Annotated in this window: 14 protein-coding genes; 2 read left to right on the top strand and 12 right to left on the bottom strand. The window is 69.7% G+C overall.

The genetic code is table 11. The annotated features are described in order from the left end of the window. Positions 1 to 63: 63 nt before the first annotated feature. The 12 genes from fusA to B5Y66_RS05845 form a co-directional block, all read right to left on the bottom strand. Positions 64 to 2166, bottom strand: coding sequence for an elongation factor G (gene fusA, locus B5Y66_RS05895; protein WP_079572411.1), 2103 nt, complete (start codon positions 2164 to 2166; stop codon positions 64 to 66). A gap of 112 nt (positions 2167 to 2278) precedes the next feature. After that, on the bottom strand, positions 2279 to 2749 hold the full coding sequence (gene rpsG / locus B5Y66_RS05890) for a 30S ribosomal protein S7 (RefSeq protein ID WP_079572409.1): 471 nt from the start codon (positions 2747 to 2749) through the stop codon (positions 2279 to 2281). Further along, positions 2749 to 3123 (bottom strand): 30S ribosomal protein S12, encoded by a 375-nt coding sequence (gene rpsL, locus B5Y66_RS05885; protein WP_079572407.1) that lies wholly within the window; start codon positions 3121 to 3123, stop codon positions 2749 to 2751. The genes rpsG and rpsL overlap by 1 nt, the downstream gene beginning before the upstream one ends. Positions 3124 to 3571: 448 nt before the next feature. Beyond that, positions 3572 to 7453 carry a DNA-directed RNA polymerase subunit beta' gene (locus B5Y66_RS05880; RefSeq protein WP_079572405.1) on the bottom strand — a complete coding sequence of 1294 codons (3882 nt, stop codon included), beginning with the start codon at positions 7451 to 7453 and terminating at the stop codon, positions 3572 to 3574. Positions 7454 to 7509: 56 nt separating this feature from the next. Continuing rightward, entirely contained in the window at positions 7510 to 11022 is a 3513-nt protein-coding gene (gene rpoB / locus B5Y66_RS05875) for a DNA-directed RNA polymerase subunit beta (RefSeq protein WP_079572403.1), read from the bottom strand. Positions 11023 to 11488: 466 nt separating this feature from the next. After that, complete coding sequence (gene rplL, locus B5Y66_RS05870) at positions 11489 to 11875, bottom strand: 50S ribosomal protein L7/L12 (RefSeq protein WP_079572401.1); 387 nt, start codon at positions 11873 to 11875, stop codon at positions 11489 to 11491. A gap of 83 nt (positions 11876 to 11958) precedes the next feature. After that, on the bottom strand, positions 11959 to 12489 hold the full coding sequence (rplJ, locus tag B5Y66_RS05865; RefSeq protein ID WP_079572399.1) for a 50S ribosomal protein L10: 531 nt from the start codon (positions 12487 to 12489) through the stop codon (positions 11959 to 11961). A gap of 289 nt (positions 12490 to 12778) precedes the next feature. After that, on the bottom strand, positions 12779 to 12901 hold the full coding sequence (locus B5Y66_RS23110) for a hypothetical protein (RefSeq protein ID WP_281251988.1): 123 nt from the start codon (positions 12899 to 12901) through the stop codon (positions 12779 to 12781). Positions 12902 to 13004: 103 nt separating this feature from the next. Next, entirely contained in the window at positions 13005 to 15566 is a 2562-nt protein-coding gene (locus B5Y66_RS05860; protein ID WP_079572397.1) for a CHAT domain-containing protein, read from the bottom strand. A gap of 17 nt (positions 15567 to 15583) precedes the next feature. After that, positions 15584 to 17047, bottom strand: a complete 1464-nt coding sequence (locus B5Y66_RS05855) for a S8 family peptidase (RefSeq protein ID WP_139820755.1) — start codon at positions 17045 to 17047, stop codon at positions 15584 to 15586. A gap of 442 nt (positions 17048 to 17489) precedes the next feature. Further along, positions 17490 to 18011 (bottom strand): carboxypeptidase-like regulatory domain-containing protein, encoded by a 522-nt coding sequence (locus tag B5Y66_RS05850; protein ID WP_079572392.1) that lies wholly within the window; start codon positions 18009 to 18011, stop codon positions 17490 to 17492. Next, a complete protein-coding gene (locus B5Y66_RS05845) occupies positions 18008 to 18643 on the bottom strand; it encodes an RNA polymerase sigma factor (RefSeq protein ID WP_079572390.1) in 636 nt (211 codons plus the stop codon). Before B5Y66_RS05845 ends, B5Y66_RS05850 begins: the two co-directional genes overlap by 4 nt. Positions 18644 to 18920: 277 nt before the next feature. Here B5Y66_RS05845 and B5Y66_RS05840 point away from each other — a divergent pair, with 277 nt between their 5' ends. Together B5Y66_RS05840 and B5Y66_RS05835 are read left to right on the top strand one after the other, a co-directional pair. Next, on the top strand, positions 18921 to 19328 hold the full coding sequence (locus B5Y66_RS05840) for a DUF4383 domain-containing protein (RefSeq protein ID WP_079572388.1): 408 nt from the start codon (positions 18921 to 18923) through the stop codon (positions 19326 to 19328). Further along, entirely contained in the window at positions 19325 to 19912 is a 588-nt protein-coding gene (locus tag B5Y66_RS05835) for a hypothetical protein (protein WP_079572386.1), read from the top strand. The genes B5Y66_RS05840 and B5Y66_RS05835 overlap by 4 nt, the downstream gene beginning before the upstream one ends. Positions 19913 to 19922 lie beyond the last annotated feature (10 nt).

Raw genomic sequence — 19922 nt, 5'->3', positions numbered from 1 at the left:
TCCCGCGGGGCGACGGGGTTTCCTACAGGTTGATGGTTGTGCTGGTCGTCGACCTGTGGGGACTCACTCGCCCCGGGTCTTCTTGATGATCTCGTCAGCAACGTTACGAGGAACCTCGGCGTAGCTGTCGAACTGCATCGAGTACACGGCGCGGCCCTGCGTCTTGGAACGCAGGTCACCGATGTACCCGAACATCTCGCTCAACGGTACCTGGGCGCGCACGACCTTGACACCGGTCGCGTCCTCCATGGACTGGATCATCCCACGACGCGAGTTGATGTCACCGATCACGTCGCCCATGTACTCCTCGGGCGTCCGGACCTCGACGGCCATGACGGGCTCGAGGATGACCGGGTCGGCGCGCTTGATGCCCTCCTTGAAGACCATCGAGCCGGCGATCTTGAACGCCATCTCCGAAGAGTCGACGTCGTGGTAGGCGCCGTCGAGCAGCGTGGCCTTGACCCCGACCACGGGGAACCCGGCCAGCACGCCCTGCTGCATCGCCGACTGGATGCCGGCGTCCACGGACGGGATGTACTCGCGCGGGATGCGTCCACCGGTGACGGAGTTGACGAACTCGTAGAGCTCGCCCTCGGCCGTCTCGAGCGGCTCGAAGGTCACCTGGACCTTGGCGAACTGGCCCGAGCCACCGGTCTGCTTCTTGTGCGTGTAGTCGATCTTCTCCGCGGTACGGCGGATCGTCTCGCGGTACGCGACCTGCGGCTTGCCGACGTTGGCCTCGACCTTGAACTCGCGACGCATGCGGTCGACGAGGATGTCGAGGTGGAGCTCGCCCATGCCACCGATGACGGTCTGGCCGGTCTCCTCGTCCAGCTTGACGCGGAAGGTCGGGTCCTCCTGGGCGAGCTTCTGGATAGCCGTGGAGAGCTTCTCCTGGTCGGCCTTCGTCTTCGGCTCGATGGCCACGTCGATGACGGGCTCCGGGAAGGTCATCGACTCGAGGATCACCGGGTTCGCGGGATCGCACAGCGTGTCACCGGTGGTGACGTCCTTGAGCCCGATGAACGCGTAGATGTGGCCGGCGTGCGCCTCTTCGACAGGGTTCTCCTTGTTGGAGTGCATCTGGAAGAGCTTCCCGATGCGCTCCTTCTTGCCCTTGGTCGAGTTCTGGACCTGCGCGCCCTGCGCGACCTTGCCCGAGTACACGCGGACGTAGGTGAGCTTGCCGAAGAACGGGTGCGTGGCGACCTTGAACGCGAGGGCCGAGAACGGCTCCGTCTCGTCCGGGCGACGCTCGATGATCTTCTCCGCGTCCTTGACGTCGTGGCCCTCGACGGCCGGCACGTCGAGCGGGGTCGGCAGGTAGTCGATCACGGCGTCGAGCATGGGCTGCACGCCCTTGTTCTTGAACGCCGAGCCGCACAGCACGGGGAAGGCCTGAGAGCTGATGACGAGCTTGCGGATGCCGGACTTGATCTCGGCGACCGTGAGCTCTTCGCCGCCCAGGAACTTCTCGAGCAGGTCGTCGTCCGCCTCCGCGACGGCCTCGACGAGCTCGGCCCGGTACTGCTCCGCCTTCTCGACGAGGTCCGCGGGGATGTCCTCGACCGCGTACTCCTCGCCCATCTTGGTGTCGCCCCGCCAGGTGAGCGCCTTCATCTCGAGGAGGTCGACGACGCCCTCGAAGTCGTTCTCGGCGCCGATCGGGAGCTGGATGACCAGCGGCTTCGCCTTGAGGCGGTTGATGATGGTGTCGACCGTGAAGTAGAAGTCGGCGCCGAGCTTGTCCATCTTGTTGACGAAGCAGATGCGCGGGACGTCGTACTTGTCGGCCTGACGCCACACGGTCTCCGACTGGGGCTCCACACCCTCCTTGCCGTCGAACACCGCGACCGCGCCGTCGAGCACGCGCAGGGAGCGCTCGACCTCGACGGTGAAGTCCACGTGACCGGGGGTGTCGATGATGTTGATCTGGTTGTTCTTCCAGTAGCAGGTCGTCGCGGCGGACGTGATCGTGATGCCGCGCTCCTGCTCCTGCTCCATCCAGTCCATCGTCGACGCACCGTCGTGCGTCTCACCGATCTTGTAGTTCACACCCGTGTAGAACAGGATGCGCTCGGTGGTGGTGGTCTTGCCGGCATCGATGTGGGCCATGATGCCGATGTTGCGGACCTTGTTCAGGTCGGTCAGCACGTCGAGTGCCACGGTGCGTTACCCCTTGTCGGTGGAAGGTCGGAAGCCGGGCCGGAGGGCCGGCTGCCGGCCGGTTCCGGATCCGCGGACGGCCCCGGGGGTCGCCCGGGGCCGTCCGTGCGCATCACCAGCGGTAGTGCGCGAAGGCCTTGTTCGAGTCGGCCATCTTGTGCATGTCCTCGCGGCGCTTGACCGCGGCACCGAGGCCGTTCGAGGCGTCGAGGATCTCGTTCATCAGACGCTCGGTCATCGTCTTCTCGCGACGGGCGCGCGAGAAGTCGGTGAGCCAGCGCAGCGCGAGCGTCGTCGAGCGCACCGGACGCACCTCGATGGGCACCTGGTAGGTGGCGCCACCGACACGGCGGGAGCGGACCTCGAGCGCCGGGCGGATGTTCTCCAGCGCGCGCTTGAGCACGACGACCGGGTCCTGGTCCGTCTTGGCACGGACGCCCTCGAGGGCGCCGTAGACGATCGCCTCGGCGGTGGACTTCTTGCCGTCGAGCAGGACCTTGTTGATCAGCTGCGTCACGACGGGCGACCCGTAGACGGGGTCGACGATGAGCGGCCGCTTGGGGGCCGGACCCTTGCGAGGCATCAGGCCTTCTCCTTCTTCGCGCCGTACTTGCTGCGACCCTGCTTGCGGTTCTTCACGCCCTGCGTGTCGAGCGCGCCGCGCACGATCTTGTAGCGGACACCCGGGAGGTCCTTCACACGGCCACCGCGCACGAGCACGATGGAGTGCTCCTGCAGGTTGTGGCCGACGCCGGGGATGTACGCCGTGACCTCGGTACCGGAGGACAGCTTGACGCGCGCGACCTTGCGGAGCGCGGAGTTCGGCTTCTTGGGGGTGGTGGTGTACACGCGCGTGCACACGCCGCGCCGCTGGGGGGAGGCCTTGAGGGCGGGCGTCTTGGACGCCGTCGCCTTCGTGCTCCGGCCCTTGCGGACGAGCTGCTGGATCGTAGGCACTACGTCTCCGTCGTCTTCTCGAGCTCACGAGGGCCGGCCGGCCCTCGACGGTGGTCTGTCTGGCTTGTGCGTGCCGATCGCATGCGGCACACGCGGCCCTTGCGGACCGCTACGCCACTTACCACCGGCTCGATGGCCCGGATCAGCTCAGCTCCCCGCCCTCGCGGACGGTCCGGAGCGATCTACCCGGGGTGCCAGTGCGCTCAGGTCGGCGACGCCTCCGGCAGCCGGCCCGAGCCGAAGACTCAGGACTGACAGCGGGATGCGCGCGCGACGGCACGGGCACGGCTTCCAAGATTACCCGCGGAAGCAAGCGGGGTCAAAGGTTCAGGAGGGGCGCACGCTGTGACGTGCGCCCCTCCCGGACTACCTCGTCCTGGAGATCAACCGATCAGCGGAGCCAGGGTCCCCGCGGGTCCCCGCAGCGAAGCGAGGAGTCCCGTGGGGTCTAGCGGAAGTCGCCGAAGTCGAGGTCCTCCAGCGGGATCGCCTCGCCCGAGCCCATCCCGAGCGTCGGGAAGTCGATCTCGTCGTAGCCGAAGCTCGGGTAGAGCTCGGCCTTCGCCTGCTCGGTCGGCTCGACCTGGATGTTCCCGTAACGGGGCAGGCCGGTGCCGGCGGGGATGAGCTTACCGAGGATGACGTTCTCCTTGAGGCCCAGCAGCGGGTCGCGGCGACCGCTCATCGAGGCCTCGGTGAGCACGCGGGTCGTCTCCTGGAAGGAGGCGGCCGACAGCCACGAGTCGGTGGCGAGCGAGGCCTTCGTGATGCCCATGAGCTCCGGACGTCCGGAGGCCGGCTGGCCACCCTCCGCCACGGCACGACGGTTCGCGTCCTCGAAGCGGACGCGCTCCGCGAGCTCACCCGGCAGCAGGTGCGAGTCACCCGAGTCGAGCACGGTCACGCGGCGCAGCATCTGCCGCACGATGACCTCGATGTGCTTGTCGTGGATGTCCACACCCTGCGAGCGGTAGGTCTCCTGGACCTCGTCCACCAGGTGCTTCTGCGTCGCACGCGGGCCGAGGATGCGGAGCACCTTCTTCGGGTCGACGGCACCCTGGACGAGCTGGGTGCCGACCTGGACCTGCTGCCCGTCGGTGATCAGGAGGCGCGCACGCTTGGTCACCGGGTAGCGGATCTCCTCGCTCCCGTCGGCCGGCGTGAGGACCAGGTGGCGCGTGCGCTCCGTGTCCTCGATCGCCACGGTGCCCGTGTACTCCGCGATCGGGGCCTCACCCTTGGGGGTGCGGGCCTCGAAGAGCTCGGTGACGCGGGGCAGACCCTGCGTGATGTCGTCCGCGGACGCCACACCACCGGTGTGGAAGGTACGCATGGTCAGCTGCGTGCCCGGCTCACCGATGGACTGCGCCGCGATGATGCCGACGGCCTCGCCGATGTCCACCAGCTTGCCGGTGGCCAGGGAGCGGCCGTAGCACTTCGCGCAGGTACCCACGCGCGACTCGCAGGTCAGCACGGAGCGGACCTTGACGTTCTCGACACCGGCGGCGATGACCTTGTCGATCACCACGTCGCCCGCGTCCGAGCCCGCCTCGGCCACCACGTTGCCGTCCGCGTCCACGACGTCGGTCGCGAACGTGCGCGAGTAGATGCTCGTCTCGACGCGCGGGTGCGGCACCAGCACGTCACCGATGCGCTCCGCGACGGGCAGCGTGAGGCCGCGCTCGGTGCCGCAGTCCTCCTCGCGGATGATGACGTCCTGCGACACGTCGACGAGACGACGGGTCAGGTAGCCCGAGTCCGCGGTACGCAGCGCCGTGTCGGCCAGACCCTTGCGGGCACCGTGCGAGGCGATGAAGTACTCGAGGACGGACAGGCCCTCGCGGTAGTTGGACTTGATCGGACGAGGGATGATCTCGCCCTTCGGGTTCGCCACGAGGCCGCGCATACCGGCGATCTGACGGACCTGCATCCAGTTACCACGGGCGCCCGAGGACACCATGCGGTACAGCGTGTTCCGCGAGTCGCTCTCGAGGTTCTCGCGCATGACCGACGCGATCTTGTCGGTGGCCTGCGTCCAGATCTCGATGAGCTCCTGCCGACGCTCGTCGTCGGTGATCAGACCCTTGTCGAACTGGTCCTGCACCTTGAGCGCGCGCTGCTCGTGCTCGTCGAGGATCGTGTCCTTGACCGCGGGCATCGCCACGTCGGAGATCGCGATCGTGACGCCCGAGCGCGTGGCCCACCGGTAGCCGGCGTCCTTCAGCGCGTCGAGCGACGTCGCGACGTCGACCTTGGGGTAACGCTCCGCGAGGTCGTTGACGATCGTCGAGAGCTCCTTCTTGCCGACGACGCCGTTCTGGAACGGGTAGTCGATCGGGAGCGCCTCGTTGAAGATCGTGCGGCCCAGGGTGGTCTCGAACAGCAGCGGCTGCCCGGGCTCCCAGCCCTCGGGGGCCTCGAAGCCGCTGGACGGCGGCACGAGGTCCGACATCCGCAGCTTGATCGTGGCGTTGAGGTCCAGCGCGCCGCGGTCGAGGGCCATGATCGCCTCGGCCTGCGAGGAGAAGACCCGCCCCTCCCCCGTCGCGCCGGGGCGGTCCGAGGTGAGGTGGTGCAGACCGATGATCATGTCCTGCGAGGGCATGGTCACCGGACGGCCGTCCGACGGCTTGAGGATGTTGTTGCTCGAGAGCATCAGGATGCGGGCCTCGGCCTGCGCCTCGGCGCTCAGGGGCAGGTGGACCGCCATCTGGTCGCCGTCGAAGTCCGCGTTGAACGCGGCGCACACGAGCGGGTGCAGGTGGATGGCCTTGCCCTCGACGAGCTGCGGCTCGAACGCCTGGATGCCGAGACGGTGCAGGGTCGGGGCACGGTTCAGCAGCACCGGGTGCTCCTGGATGACCTCCTCCAGCACGTCCCAGACCTCGCCGCGGGTGCGCTCGACCATGCGCTTGGCGCTCTTGATGTTCTGCGCGTGGTTGAGCTCGACGAGCCGCTTCATGACGAACGGCTTGAACAGCTCGAGCGCCATCTGCTTGGGCAGGCCGCACTGGTGCAGCTTGAGCTGCGGGCCGACCACGATGACCGAACGGCCCGAGTAGTCGACGCGCTTGCCGAGCAGGTTCTGGCGGAACCGACCCTGCTTGCCCTTGAGCATGTCGGAGATCGACTTGAGGGGGCGGTTGCCCGGACCGGTGACCGGACGGCCGCGGCGGCCGTTGTCGAACAGCGAGTCCACGGCCTCCTGGAGCATCCGCTTCTCGTTGTTGACGATGATCTCCGGCGCGCCCAGGTCGAGCAGGCGCTTGAGCCGGTTGTTGCGGTTGATCACGCGGCGGTACAGGTCGTTGAGGTCCGACGTCGCGAACCGGCCACCGTCGAGCTGCACCATCGGGCGCAGGTCCGGGGGGATGACCGGGACGGCGTCGAGCACCATCGCCGTGGGCGAGTTGGTCGTCGTGAGGAACGCGTTGACGACCTTCAGGCGCTTGAGCGCGCGCGTCTTGCGCTGGCCCTTGCCGGTGCGGATGGTCTCGCGCAGCGACGCAGACTCAGCCACCAGGTCGAAGTTCTCGAGGCGCTTCTGGATCGCCGCGGCGCCCATCGAGCCCTCGAAGTACGTGCCGTAGCGGTCGACGAGCTGGCGGTACAGCATCTCGTCGCCCTCGAGGTCCGCGACCTTGAGGTTCTTGAACCGGTCCCAGACCTGCTCGAGGCGGTCCAGCTCGGCGTCGGAACGCTTGCGCAGCTGCGCCATCTCGCGCTCGGCGGAGTCGCGCACCTTACGGCGCGCGTCGGCCTTGGCGCCCTCGGCCTCGAGCTCGGCCAGGTCGGCCTCGAGCCGCTGGGCGCGGGCGTTGATGTCGTTGTCGCGGCGGTCCGAGATCTCCTTCTTCTCCAGGTCGATCTCGTTCTGGAGGTTCGGGAGGTCCTCGTGGCGGGCCTCGTCGTCGACCCAGGTGACCATGTAGGCCGCGAAGTAGATGACCTTCTCCAGGTCCTTCGGGGCCAGGTCCAGCAGGTAGCCGAGGCGCGACGGCACACCCTTGAAGAACCAGATGTGCGTGACCGGGGCGGCGAGCTCGATGTGCCCCATGCGCTCACGGCGCACCTTCGAGCGCGTCACCTCGACGCCGCAGCGCTCGCAGATGATGCCCTTGAAGCGCACGCGCTTGTACTTACCGCAGTAGCACTCCCAGTCCCGGGTGGGACCGAAGATCTTCTCGCAGAAGAGCCCGTCCTTCTCCGGCTTCAGGGTGCGGTAGTTGATGGTCTCGGGCTTCTTGACCTCTCCGTGCGACCAGGCACGGATGTCGTCGGCCGTGGCCAGGCCGATACGCAGCTCGTCGAAGACGTTGACGTCGAGCAAGATGTCCTACTTCCTCAAAGCTTTCGAAATGTCCGTGGAGTTCAGCTGGTCGCTGATCAGATCTCGTCGACCGTGGCGGCCGAGTTGGGGCGGCGGGACAGATCGATGCCCAGCTCCTCCGCGGCGCGGTACACCTCGTCGTCGGACTCCTTCATCTCGATGGAGGTTCCGTCGCTCGAGAGCACCTCGACGTTCAGGCACAGCGACTGCATCTCCTTGAGGAGCACCTTGAAGGACTCCGGGATGCCCGAGTCGGGGATGTTCTCGCCCTTGACGATCGCCTCGTACACCTTGACGCGGCCGGGGACGTCGTCCGACTTGATGGTGAGCAGCTCCTGCAGCGTGTAGGCCGCGCCGTACGCCTCGAGGGCCCACACCTCCATCTCGCCGAAACGCTGGCCACCGAACTGCGCCTTACCACCCAGCGGCTGCTGCGTGATCATCGAGTACGGGCCGGTCGAGCGCGCGTGGATCTTGTCGTCGACCAGGTGGTGGAGCTTGAGGATGTACATGTAGCCCACCGACACCGGCTCCGGGAACGGCTCGCCGGAGCGGCCGTCGAAGAGCCGGGCCTTGCCGTCGGTGGCGACCATGCGGTCGCCGTCGCGGTTCGGCAGCGTCGTGGAGAGCAGACCGCGCAGGCCGGACTCCTCCAGGCCGTCGAACACCGGCGTCGCCACCGGCGTCCCCGGCTCCGACTTCGACGCGACCTCGGGCAGGGTCTCCTTCCAGGAGAGGTCCTTGCCCTCGGCCAGCTCGATGTCCCAGCCACGGCTCGCAACCCAGCCGAGGTGCGTCTCGAGGACCTGGCCGACGTTCATGCGGCCAGGCACGCCCAGCGGGTTGAGGACGACGTCGACCGGGGTGCCGTCGGGGAGGAACGGCATGTCCTCCTGCGGCAGGATCTTCGAGATGACGCCCTTGTTGCCGTGACGGCCGGCGAGCTTGTCGCCGACGGTGATCTTGCGGCGCTGGGCGATGTAGACGCGCACCAGCTGGTTCACGCCGGCGGGCAGCTCGTCGCCGTCCTCGCGGTTGAACTCGCGCACACCGATGACCGTGCCCTGCTCGCCGTGAGGCACCTTCAGGGACGTGTCGCGCACCTCGCGGGCCTTCTCGCCGAAGATGGCGCGCAGCAGGCGCTCCTCCGGGGTCAGCTCGGTCTCGCCCTTCGGGGTGACCTTGCCGACCAGCACGTCACCGGCCCCGACCTCGGCGCCGATGCGGATGACGCCGCGCTCGTCGAGGTCCGCCAGGACGTCCTCGGAGACGTTCGGGATGTCCCGCGTGATCTCCTCGGGCCCGAGCTTGGTGTCGCGGGCGTCGACCTCGTGCTCCTCGATGTGGATCGAGGACAGCACGTCGTCCTCCACGAGGCGCTGCGACAGGATGATCGCGTCCTCGTAGTTGTGGCCCTCCCACGACATGAACGCCACGAGCAGGTTGCGGCCGAGCGCGAGGTCGCCCTCGTCGGTCGCCGGGCCGTCGGCCAGCACGGAGCCGACCTCGACCCGCTGGCCCTCGTCCACGAGCACGCGCTGGTTGTAGCTGGTGCCCTGGTTCGAGCGACGGAACTTCGCGGCACGGTACGAGCCGGTCGTGCCGTCGTCGTTCGCGACGAGGACCAGGTCCGCGGACACCTCGGTGACCACGCCGGGCTTGGTCGCCACGATGACGTCGCCGGCGTCGACCGCCGCACGACGCTCCATGCCGGTGCCGACCAGCGGCGCCTCGGAGCGCACCAGCGGCACGGCCTGGCGCTGCATGTTGGCGCCCATGAGCGCGCGGTTCGCGTCGTCGTGCTCGAGGAACGGGATGAGCGCCGTCGCGACGGACACCATCTGGCGCGGCGAGACGTCCATGTAGTCGATCTCGGCCGGCGGCAGGTCGTCGGTCTCGCCGCCCTTGGTGCGCACCAGCACGCGCTCGCGCTGGAACGTGCCGTCGGCGGACAGCTCCGTGTTCGCCTGCGCGATGATGTAGCGGTCCTCGTCGTCGGCGGTCAGGTAGACGATCTCGTCCGTGACCTTGCCGTCCGTGACCTTGCGGTACGGCGTCTCGATGAAGCCGAACGGGTTGATGCGACCGAACGACGCGAGCGAGCCGATGAGGCCGATGTTCGGACCCTCAGGGGTCTCGATCGGGCACATGCGGCCGTAGTGCGACGGGTGGACGTCACGGACCTCCATGCCGGCGCGGTCGCGGGACAGACCACCCGGGCCGAGGGCGTTGAGCCGGCGCTTGTGCGTCAGGCCCGCCAGCGGGTTGTTCTGGTCCATGAACTGCGAGAGCTGCGAGGTGCCGAAGAACTCGCGGATCGACGCCACCACGGGGCGGATGTTGATCAGCGTCTGCGGCGTGATCGCCTCGACGTCCTGCGTCGTCATGCGCTCGCGGACCACGCGCTCCATGCGGGACAGGCCCGTGCGCACCTGGTTCTGGATGAGCTCGCCGACGGCGCGGATGCGGCGGTTGCCGAAGTGGTCGATGTCGTCCGTCTCGACGCGGACCTCGATCTCCTTGCCGTCACGCGTGCCGGCCATGGTGGCGTGGTCGGCGTGCAGGGCGGCGAGGTACTTGATCGTCGCGACGACGTCGGTCACCGACAGGGTGGAGTCGGCCAGCGGCGCGTCGACGCCGAGCTTCTTGCTGATCTTGTAGCGGCCGACCTTCGCGAGGTCGTAGCGCTTCGGGTTGAAGTAGAAGTTCTCGAGCAGCGCGCGACCGGCCTCGACCGTGGGCGGCTCGCCCGGACGGATCTTGCGGTACAGGTCGACGAGCGCCTCGTCCTGGGTGTGGACGTGGTCCTTCTCGAGGGTGTCGAGGATCGACGGGTAGTCCGTGAACTCCTCGCGGATCTCCGCCTCGGTGAGCCCCAGGGCCTTCAGCAGGACCGTGACGGGCTGCTTGCGCTTGCGGTCGACGCGCACGCCGACGGCGTCGCGCTTGTCGATCTCGAACTCGAGCCAGGCGCCGCGCGACGGGATGACCTTCGCGGAGAAGACGTCCTTGTCGCTCGTCTTGTCGGGCTGGCGCTCGAAGTACACGCCCGGGGAACGGACCAGCTGCGAGACGACGACGCGCTCGGTGCCGTTGATGATGAACGTGCCACGCGCGGTCATGAGCGGGAAGTCGCCCATGAACACCGTCTGGCTCTTGATCTCACCGGTCGTGTAGTTCACGAACTCCGCGGTCACGAACAGCGGCGCGGCGAAGGTGAAGTCCTTCTCCTTGCACTCGTCCGCCGTGTACTTCGGCGGCTCGAACCGGTGGTTCGAGAAGGAGAGGGACATCGACTGACCGAAGTCCTCGATCGGCGAGATCTCCTCGAAGATCTCCTCGAGCCCGGACGTCGCCGGGACGTCGGACCGGCCGGCGGTGGTGGCCGCCTCGACCCGGGCCTGCCAGGCGGGGCTACCGAGGAGCCAGTCGAAGCTCTCGGTCTGCAGCCCGAGGAGGTCGGGGACCTCGAGCGGCTCGTAGATCTTGGCGAAGGAGACGCGGCGGGAAGCGGTGCGGTTCGCGATGGCGTCGGCGGACGGAACAGAAGGGGTGCGCGAGGCAGCCAAGAGGGGTCCTTCCCTGCAGTTCGATGGCACGCTGTACGCTCAGCGAGGCTGCGGGCGCCGGACCGCGGCGGGAGGAACCGGTCCAGGAGTCACGAAGACGTGATCGTGGAGGGCGGCACTTCGTCGGCGGGGAGGCGTCGGGGCACAAGCGAGCGCAAAGCGCTAGCGTAGCCAGAACTTCGTCGTTTGTCCACTCGCGCGGGCACACGAGCGGACGCCCTCGGTTCTGGGTCTTGAGGACGTTGTCTCGGTGGCCGCCATATGCCGCCCAAGAAACGGTTGTCGTACCAGCCTAACCCGTGCTAGGGAGCCGGGGCCAGGCGCCGGTGGCGCGACGTCGGTCACGACACCACACCTCCACAACCCGCGCACCGACGGCGCGGCACCGATCGCGGACGCGGCGAGGCCCGCACCCCTGACGGGATGCGGGCCTCGCTGACAGCGATGTGCGGCTAGGCCGCAGCGATCACTTGAGGGTGACGGTGGCGCCGGCGCCCTCGAGGGCAGCCTTGGCCTTGTCGGCCGTCTCCTTGTTCGCGGCCTCCAGGACCGGCTTGGGGGCGCCGTCGACCAGGTCCTTGGCCTCCTTCAGGCCGAGGGACGTGAGCGCGCGCACCTCCTTGATGACCTGGATCTTCTTGTCGCCGGCGGCCTCGAGGATGACGTCGAACTCCGTCTTCTCCTCAGCGGCCTCGGCGGCACCGCCGGCGGCGGGGGCGGCGACGGCAGCGGCGACCGGGGCCGCGGCGGTGACGTCGAACTTCTCCTCGAAGGCCTTCACGAACTCGTTGAGCTCGATGAGCGTGAGCTCCTCGAAGGCGGACAGGAGCTCGTCGGTGCTGAGCTTCGCCATGATGGCGTTCCTTTCGGTTGGTGCGTCCTGGGGCCTCGCGGGGCCCGGCAGAAGCAGAGGGGGTTGTTCTCGCCGTACCGCCGTCAGGCGGCAGCGGCCTCCGATTCCTGCTTCTGACGCAGGGCATCGATGACGCGAGCGGCCTGGGCCGGCTTCGCGGTGAAGGCGTAGGCAGCCTGGTAGAGCTTGGCCTTCATCGCGCCGACCGTCTTGGCCAGCAGGACCTCGCGGGACTCGAGGTCCGCGAGCTTGGTGACCTCTGCAGCGGTCAGCGGCTTCCCGTCAAGGACACCGCCCTTGATGACCAGTGCAGGGTTCGCCTTGGCGAAGTCACGCAGACCCTTGGCGGCCTCGACCGGGTCACCGGTCACGAACGCGATCGCGGAGGGACCCTTGAGGTCCGCCTCGAACGCGTCGATCCCGGCCTCCTTGGCCGCGATGGACGTCAGCGTGTTCTTCACCACGGCGTAGGTTGCGTTGCCGCTGAGCGACCGACGCAGCTCCTTGAGCTGAGCGACGGTGAGCCCGCGGTACTCGGTCAGCATCGCCGCGTTGGAGTCACGGAACTTGTCCGCGACCTCCGCGACAGCGGCTGCCTTGTCCGGCCTCGCCATGGCAATCCTTCCGGTGGTGGTGCCACCGGTCCCTGCGAAAGAAAAGAGCCCCGGCGCAGGTGCGCACGGGGCTCGGAGCTCACAGCCAGGCTGTGTGATCGTCGTCGTGTCACCTACGCAGGCCCCCGCACTCTTCACGGGACTTCGGCCTTCGGCTTCCTGGGCGAGCCCGGGCAGCGTCGGACGACCGGCGGTCTTGGGTTACCTGAGAACTCTACACGACGACGGGCGGTGGGTCGGCACGCTCGGGCCGACCCACCGCCCGCTCACAGACGGGGACCTGTTGCCGTCAGTGAGAGCTGAACGGATGCTGCGGGCCCGGGGGCTCCGCCGATGCCGTAGCAGCGGCGCCGACCACGGCGGTGGCGGCGAGCAGCAGACCAGCGATGACGCGGGTGGCACGTGTCTTCATCGAACGTCCTTCCGTCGGTTGTCCCAGCCCAGCGGCGGGCTGTTGAGATCGGCAGCCACATCACAACGGCGGCGGGCGGGGTGAGCGCAAGATGTCGTCCACATCACAGGACGAGGGGGCCGAAGCACACCAGGGGCACCGGCTCGGGCTCGTCCGCCACGGCACGGGCGAGGGCCGCCCCCGGCCGCAACCCGTCACGGAGCCCATGGTGCAGCGCGGGCATCACACGGACGGCGACGTCGTCCCGTAGCGGTGCGACGCTGGCGATCACGGCCCGGGCACCCATGCGCAGCAGCACGCTCGTCAGCCCCAGCGGCTCACCACCGTGCCGGATGCTCGCCGAGCCGACGTCGCACGCCGACAGGACCATCACCGACCGCGACAGATCGCGCCCGTCCAGCTCGTGGGCGAACAGCGGACCGTCGGCCAGAAGAAGGCTCGAGAACACCGGGTTGTCCGGCTCGTGGGTCCCGTGAGCGGCGATGTGGACCACGGGGGCGCCCTCGAGGGCCTGCGACACCGCGGCGCAGGTGGCGTCCGGGCCGGTCAGGAGCGTGGCACCACTCCCCCACGTCGCCGCGACCTGCTCCGCCTCCGTCACAGCATGGACCAGACCGGACCCGGCGACCGAGAGCCCAGGTCCGGGCGACCAGTCCGCGTGTCCTCGGGCCACCCAGGAGTTGACGACCGTCGACAACCCTCGCCGGGAGGGCAACGCCGCCCACGGCAACGAGACGATCCTGTCGCGGGCTGCGACGTAGACGTGCCGACCTGCGACGTCGAGCGTGCCGAGTAGAAGGCCGTCGAGACGGCGCAGCGCGCCGCGCAGCGAGGTGAGCACGACCTCCCGCATCGGTGTCGGCAGCATGCGGTTCGCCAGCACCTGCTGGTCGGCGCGGATCCGCCGCACGAGCTCCAGGTATGGCGACAGCGGTCCGAGGTCGAGCAGCCGCGCACCGTCAGCATCAAGGCGAACCGCGCGTACCCGCCCACCGTTCATGGTCAGGTTGAGCACGACCCGGTCGGAGCCCGACGCACGAAGGTCGGACCGGAGCTCCCTCGCCGAGGCCGGTGTCGGCACGCCGGCGACCCCACCCGAGTGCCACGTCCGCTCCCTCGCCTGGTGCTGCAGCCGGCGAGCGTCACGGTGCAGGTCGGCGCCGCGCCCGCCTTCGCCGTCCCCGGCGTGCTCGCTGCCCCTGAGCTGCCGGGCGTTCTCCATGAGGCGTCTGGCCGACACCACGAGCTCCGCCGTACGCGGGTCGTCCGGAGGTCGCACACGACCCGAGCCGGCGAACGTCGCGCGCCCTCGTTCCAGCGCGTCGAAGAGCGGATCGGGCGAGGTGGAGCGCAGGGCGGCGTCGATGTCCACGCCCTGGAGCCTGATCCCGTGGACCGCTGCGGCGGTCACCGCCTCGACGGCCCCGAGCTGCTGACGCTGCTCAGCGAGCAGCCGATACCCCCGACGCACCGCCGCCAGGCCGGACCGGCGCATGCCGGCCCCGTAGCCGCACAGGGCCGAGACGACTTCCGCACGCACCCGAGCCCCGAGCGCCATCCCCGAGGCGGGAGGCAGCGCAAGCAGGTCGGCCTGCGAACGGTCGAATCTCCCGGATCGTGCCCACGCCTCCGCTGCGAGCAGCCGGGCATCGATGAGGACTCGCTCCGCTCCGTGCTGTTCCTCCGCACGACGACAGAGCTCGTCAGCTGCTTTGGCCAACCGGAGGGCCTGCGCGGTCGACGTCCTCTCGACCATCCGGCCGAACCTCGAGTCCAGGCCCACGAACTCCGCGCGCAGCGCCATGATCCCGTGTCCCGCTCTGCGAGCCTGGTCGCGGACCTGCTCGGCGAGTGCTTGCGCCTCGGCGAACCGGGCCAGGCCCACCAGGCACCGGGCCCGCTCGAGCTCTGCGTCCAACAGGTCTCGTGCCCCACCCGTGGCATCGAGGATCTCCGCAGCCCGGCCGAGCGCGGTTTCCGCATCCGTCAGAAGACCCGCCTCGTAGAGGACCGTGGCCTTGTCCATCAGCCCGACGCCCGCATGCTCTGGTGGTGCCGACTCCGCGGCTGCGTCCATCGCACGGAGCGCCGCCGGCAGGTCACCCCCGAGGAAGAAGGCATAGCCCAGGTTGTGCTCGGCCATCGGGATCAGTTGCTCGTCCCCTACCTCCCGCGCGATGTCCAAACACCGCTGGAGATCGTCCACGGCATCGTCGATGGCTCCGATCTCGAGTCGGAGAGAGCCACGGTTGATGAGCACCGGAAGCATCTCCGACTCGTCCACCAGACCTTCCAGAGCCGCGTCGAGCTCGCGCCTGGCGTCGTCATGGTCACCCGAGCGCAGGAGCTGCAGGCCGAGGTTCGCGTGGACGAGGGCCACCATCTCCGCGCTCTGGGCTCGGAGCGCCGTCGCCGCCGCGGCGGCGAGCGTTGCCAGGACCACCTCGCGGTCCGCGCCGAGTTCCCCCTCGCACGCGGCGATCCCGACCAGCACCCGCGCCCGCACGGCGGCGACACGGTCCTCTGTCCCGATCGACTCCAGCGCGTCGAGCCGCACCAGGGCCTTCTGATAACGGTCGAGTGCGCTCGCGAACTGTCGGTGAGCGCGCGCGTGCGTCCGGATCTCGTCGACCTCGGCGCGGACGGCCGCCAGCGCGTCGCTCATGCCTCACCCCTCGTGCATCACCCCGGGGTTGACGCCTCGTCGAACGACAGGCCTCCCGTCGCCCCGGAGATGGCTCGCCAGATCGCTGCCACCCGCGCCTCGCCGTCTCGATCGGCCCGATCGGCCGATCCCGCGAGCGTAGCGTCCGCCGGAAGGGCCGGTCGACTCCGCTCGGCGAGCAGCTCTCTGGCGATCTCACCCGCAAGGACGGGAGCGGCGAACGACGTACCGCTCCAGGTAGCGAATCCTCCCTGGAACCCCTCCGGATCGATCGTCGAGCGCACGGCGTCGGCAAACCGTTCCCGGGTGCGGAGCGACGGCGTGCTCGGGCCGTCGAGAGTCCGTGGCACGGTGCTCACCACCGCCGCACCGGGACGGACGCACGTCACCCAGGGGCCGTCGTTGCTGAACAATGCCGTCGACCCGTCGGGGTTGGCGGCACCTACAGCGAGGATCGGGGGCCGTTGCACGCTCGTGTCCCGTGCGCGAACGATCCGGGGCGGGGTAGCACGCCGGTCCACCTCGGGCGCGAACGCGGCGGGGAACTCGGGACGCGTCTCGCCGTCATTGCCCGCGGCCACGACGACCGCGACCCCGGAGTCACGCAGGCGGGCCAGCACGTCGGAGAGCGGGTGGTCCCACTGCAGGTCTTCCGGCTGCTCGTGGTAATAGCCCATCGGGAGGACCACCACGTCGACCGCGACGTAGCCCGCCTCCCCTGCGAGTCCCTGGCGGTGGAACCGCAGCAGTCGCCGCAATGACTCGATCACCTCGGACTCGATCGCGGCACCGGCCCCCCCGACCACACGCACCGGGAGAAGTCGCGCGTCAGGGCAGGTCTGGTGCACGATCCCCGCGATGAACGTCCCGTGCCCCGCGACAGGATCGAGGGGCCCCGTCAGGGGGGCGGTGCTCGCACCACCGATCTCGGCGTCCTCCTCGGGCAGCTCCGGCACCGGGTAGGTCCCGATGGGACCGTCGGGCAGCTTCGACCCGCGGATCACCACACCGTTGCCCTCGTCCTGGTCGGCATCGAGACCATAGGTACCGAACCACGGATGGGTCCCGATCCCTGTGTCGACGATCGCTACCACCGGGCGGACCGCGCCGTCCGGGGTCCGCGACTCGTCTCCGTCGTCCCGGACCCGGCGCGTCGGCGGGGCCCCGAGCCATGCCACCGGCGACCGGCCACCACTACCAGGCACCCCGTATTCCGCCATCCCGTGGGTCGTGAAGGGGTGAGTCGTGAACGGCTGCGCCGCAAACGGGTGAGTCGTGAACGGATGAGTCGTGAACGGATGGGTCGTGAACGGATGGGTCGTGAAGGGGTGAGTCGTGAACGGGTGAGTCGTGAACGGGAGCGCCGTCATCACGTGATCAAGACTGAGGGTCCAGGGGGTGGACTCGTCGCGAGCGTCTTCCTCGAGGACCTCCCAGGCGTCCGGCTGCACGTCGGGCCGGTCCGCGATCAGCCGGAGCACGAAGCCCTGGTCCTCGTCGACCAGGTCGAGGGGCTGCGCGTCCGCGGCGGGCTCGGCCCCGTGCCGGTACCTGACCTCGACGCCGACGTGGCACCCCTGGCGACGAGCCGCCCGCTCGAAACCGGCGGCGGCCGCGTCCTCGTCCCCGCTCGGCTCCAGGGAGAGAACCGCCGGCAGCCCAGAAGCGCCCTCCGGAGCACGGAGGCGGCCACGGATCGAGTCAGGGAGGCCGCCGCGGACCAGCAGACGATCGGCCACGTACCAGGTCGATCCGACCTGGCGCTGACCAGGGCTCCGTCGAGCCGTGCTGGGGTCCAGGAACCGGATCCTCGGCTCAGGCCTGCTCGGCATCGGTCCCACAGGGCTCTCGGTCACGTGTCCTCCTCGTCACGCGCGCGCCGGATCGGCGCACGATCAGGATGGGCGCAGGTCGCGCCCGGGTTCAGAGCTCGATGACCGGCGTGGCGACGGTGACGTCGCCGCCGTCGGGCAGGCGCACGAGCAGGCTGGTGGGGCCGCGGTCGACGGCGGTGAAGGCGAAGCGGCCGTCGTCGTCGGCGGTCGTGGTGCGCTCGCCGCCGGGCTGGCGCAGCTCGACGACGAGGGTGGCGGCGGGCGCGACCCAGCCGTCGAGACGCACGTGGGCGCCGTCGTCGTCCGCGGACAGCGCGATCATCACGGTGAGCCGCTCGTGGGTGAAGGTGATGGTGCGGGCCTCGAGCGGCGGGGCGTCACCGCGCACGGACCCGGCGGGGGCCTCGATCTGCTGCAGCTCCATGATCTCGGCCTCGAGGCGCGCGAGCGTCATCGCGAAGAGCGACCGCTCCACCAGGCTCTCGGGCACGGGGTCCACCACCTGCACGGCGCGGCCGAGCCGGTCCAGGACGGCGAGGTCGCGCTCGTCCAGGGGCTCGTCCTCTCCGGGCACGGGCGCACCCCACGCGTTCTCGTGCTTCCGGCTCATGTCCACGAGGCCTCCCCTTGCTCGGTGAGGACGGCGCGCAGCTTCGCCAGGCACCGTCCCCGTGTCGCGCCGATGCTTCCCACCGGCATGCCGATCGACGCCGAGATCGCCTTGTAGTCCGGGCGGTCGGCGAGCGAGACGAGTCGCAACAGCTCCTGGCACCGCTCCGGGAGCCGCCGGAGCGACGACCAGAGGATCCGGTCGCGCTCGTCGTTCAGGACCTCGGCCTCCGGGCCCGGTCCCGCGTCGGGCAGAGCGGCGGAGCCCTCCGTCACGTCGTCGGGGAGCTCGGTGCGGCGCCGCAGGTCGGCCCTGCCCTTGCGCACCGTCTCCCACGCGGCCCGACGAGCGGTCACCAGGAGCCACTTCAGCACGGCCTTCGGCTCGGCGATCGTCTCCGCGTGCCGGACCAGCGCCGCCCACGTGGACTGCACCACGTCGTCGGCCACGTCGCGGTCCACGCCCTGGGCGCGCACCGTGTGCCACAGCAGCGGCGTCGCCTCGCGGACCAGGTCGGTCAGGGCGTCCGTGCGTCCCTCGCGGAACTCCAGGACCGCCCGCGCCGCCCGGTCGCCCAGGCTCTCGTCGGCGTCCGGCGTCCCACCGGGAGGCTCCTCCGTGGCTCGTGTCATGACTGTTCGCACCTCGTGGGGGCTCGTCGAGAAGCCGGGACGGCCGCGCCCCGGAACCTCCGAGCCTACGGCGCTCGTCAGAACGGATGAAGGATGAGGTTGCATCACGCGCATGCCTCCCTTCGCCCCGCGGGCCGCACCGGACGGCGCTCTCGTCGTCACGGGGAGGGAGGACGTCGCCGTGGCCCTGATACACACCCATCCACGTCGGCGTCTGCTCCGAACTCCCGGTGAGCGCGGGACCACCTCGCGCCCGAGAGAAGAGGGAGTTGCCATCATGGCCTCGTCTGCGAACCGCCTCCTCGCGGCAGTCTTCGGCACCGTGTACCTGCTGGTGGGCCTCGCCGGCTTCGTCGTCACGGCGGGCGTCGGCTTCGCCGCGACCGAGGGGAACACCCTCTTGCTGTTCGAGGTGAACCCGCTGCACAACATCGTCCACCTCGGCGTCGGCGCCGCCCTGCTCCTCGCGTCGCGGACGGTGACGGCGGCCCGGGGCGTCAACGTGACGATCGGCGCCGTCTACCTCCTCGTGGGCGTCCTCGGACTGTTCCTCATCGGCACGGGGGCCAACATCATCGCGCTCAACGGTGCCGACAACGTGCTCCACCTGGCGAGCGCGATCCTGCTGCTCGGCGTCGGGCTCGGTGCGGACCGCCGTCGCGAGGCGGAGGCCGCGACGGCATGAGCCCGACCGCGCCCGTGTCGCGCACCCTCGTCGCCTTCGCCCTGGTCGGCGCCGGCCTCGTCCAGCTGGGCCTGGTACGGGGCGCGTTCCCCCGCCCGCAGGGACTGCTCGCGCTGGTCGTCGGCACGGCCGAGCTCGTCGTGGCGGTGCTCGTCCTGCGCGGGGCGACGGTGCGCGGCGCGGATCCCGCCGTCCTCGGGCGGATCGGCCTGGGAGCGCTCGCGGTGGCGAGCGTGCTCGGGATCGCGCTGGGCGTCGCGCAAGGGAGCCACGTGGTCGCGGCGATCGCGGCCGCCGCGCTCCAGCTCACCGCCGCCGCCGTGGTCGGCGCGACCACGCAGCCGGGCCCCGTCCGACCGGCCACGGACGGAGCCGACGGGTCGCGGGAAGCGTCGGGAGCCACGGGCGTCGGACGGAGAGGGCGTCCTGCGGTGTCGCTGGCGCTCCTGTTCGTGGGCGCGGTCGCCGTCTCCGCCGTCGCGACCGCGGGCCTTGCCGACACGGAGGCGGGCGCACGGGCGGTGCCGCACGGCGAGCACCGCCTCCCCGACCTGCCCGGCCTCGAGGGGCACCGTCACCCATGACCGCCACCGC

It is taken from the genome of Krasilnikoviella flava (assembly GCF_900167525.1).
Taxonomy (GTDB): domain Bacteria; phylum Actinomycetota; class Actinomycetes; order Actinomycetales; family Cellulomonadaceae; genus Isoptericola; species Isoptericola flavus.
This window is presented reverse-complemented; position numbering and strand designations above follow the sequence as displayed.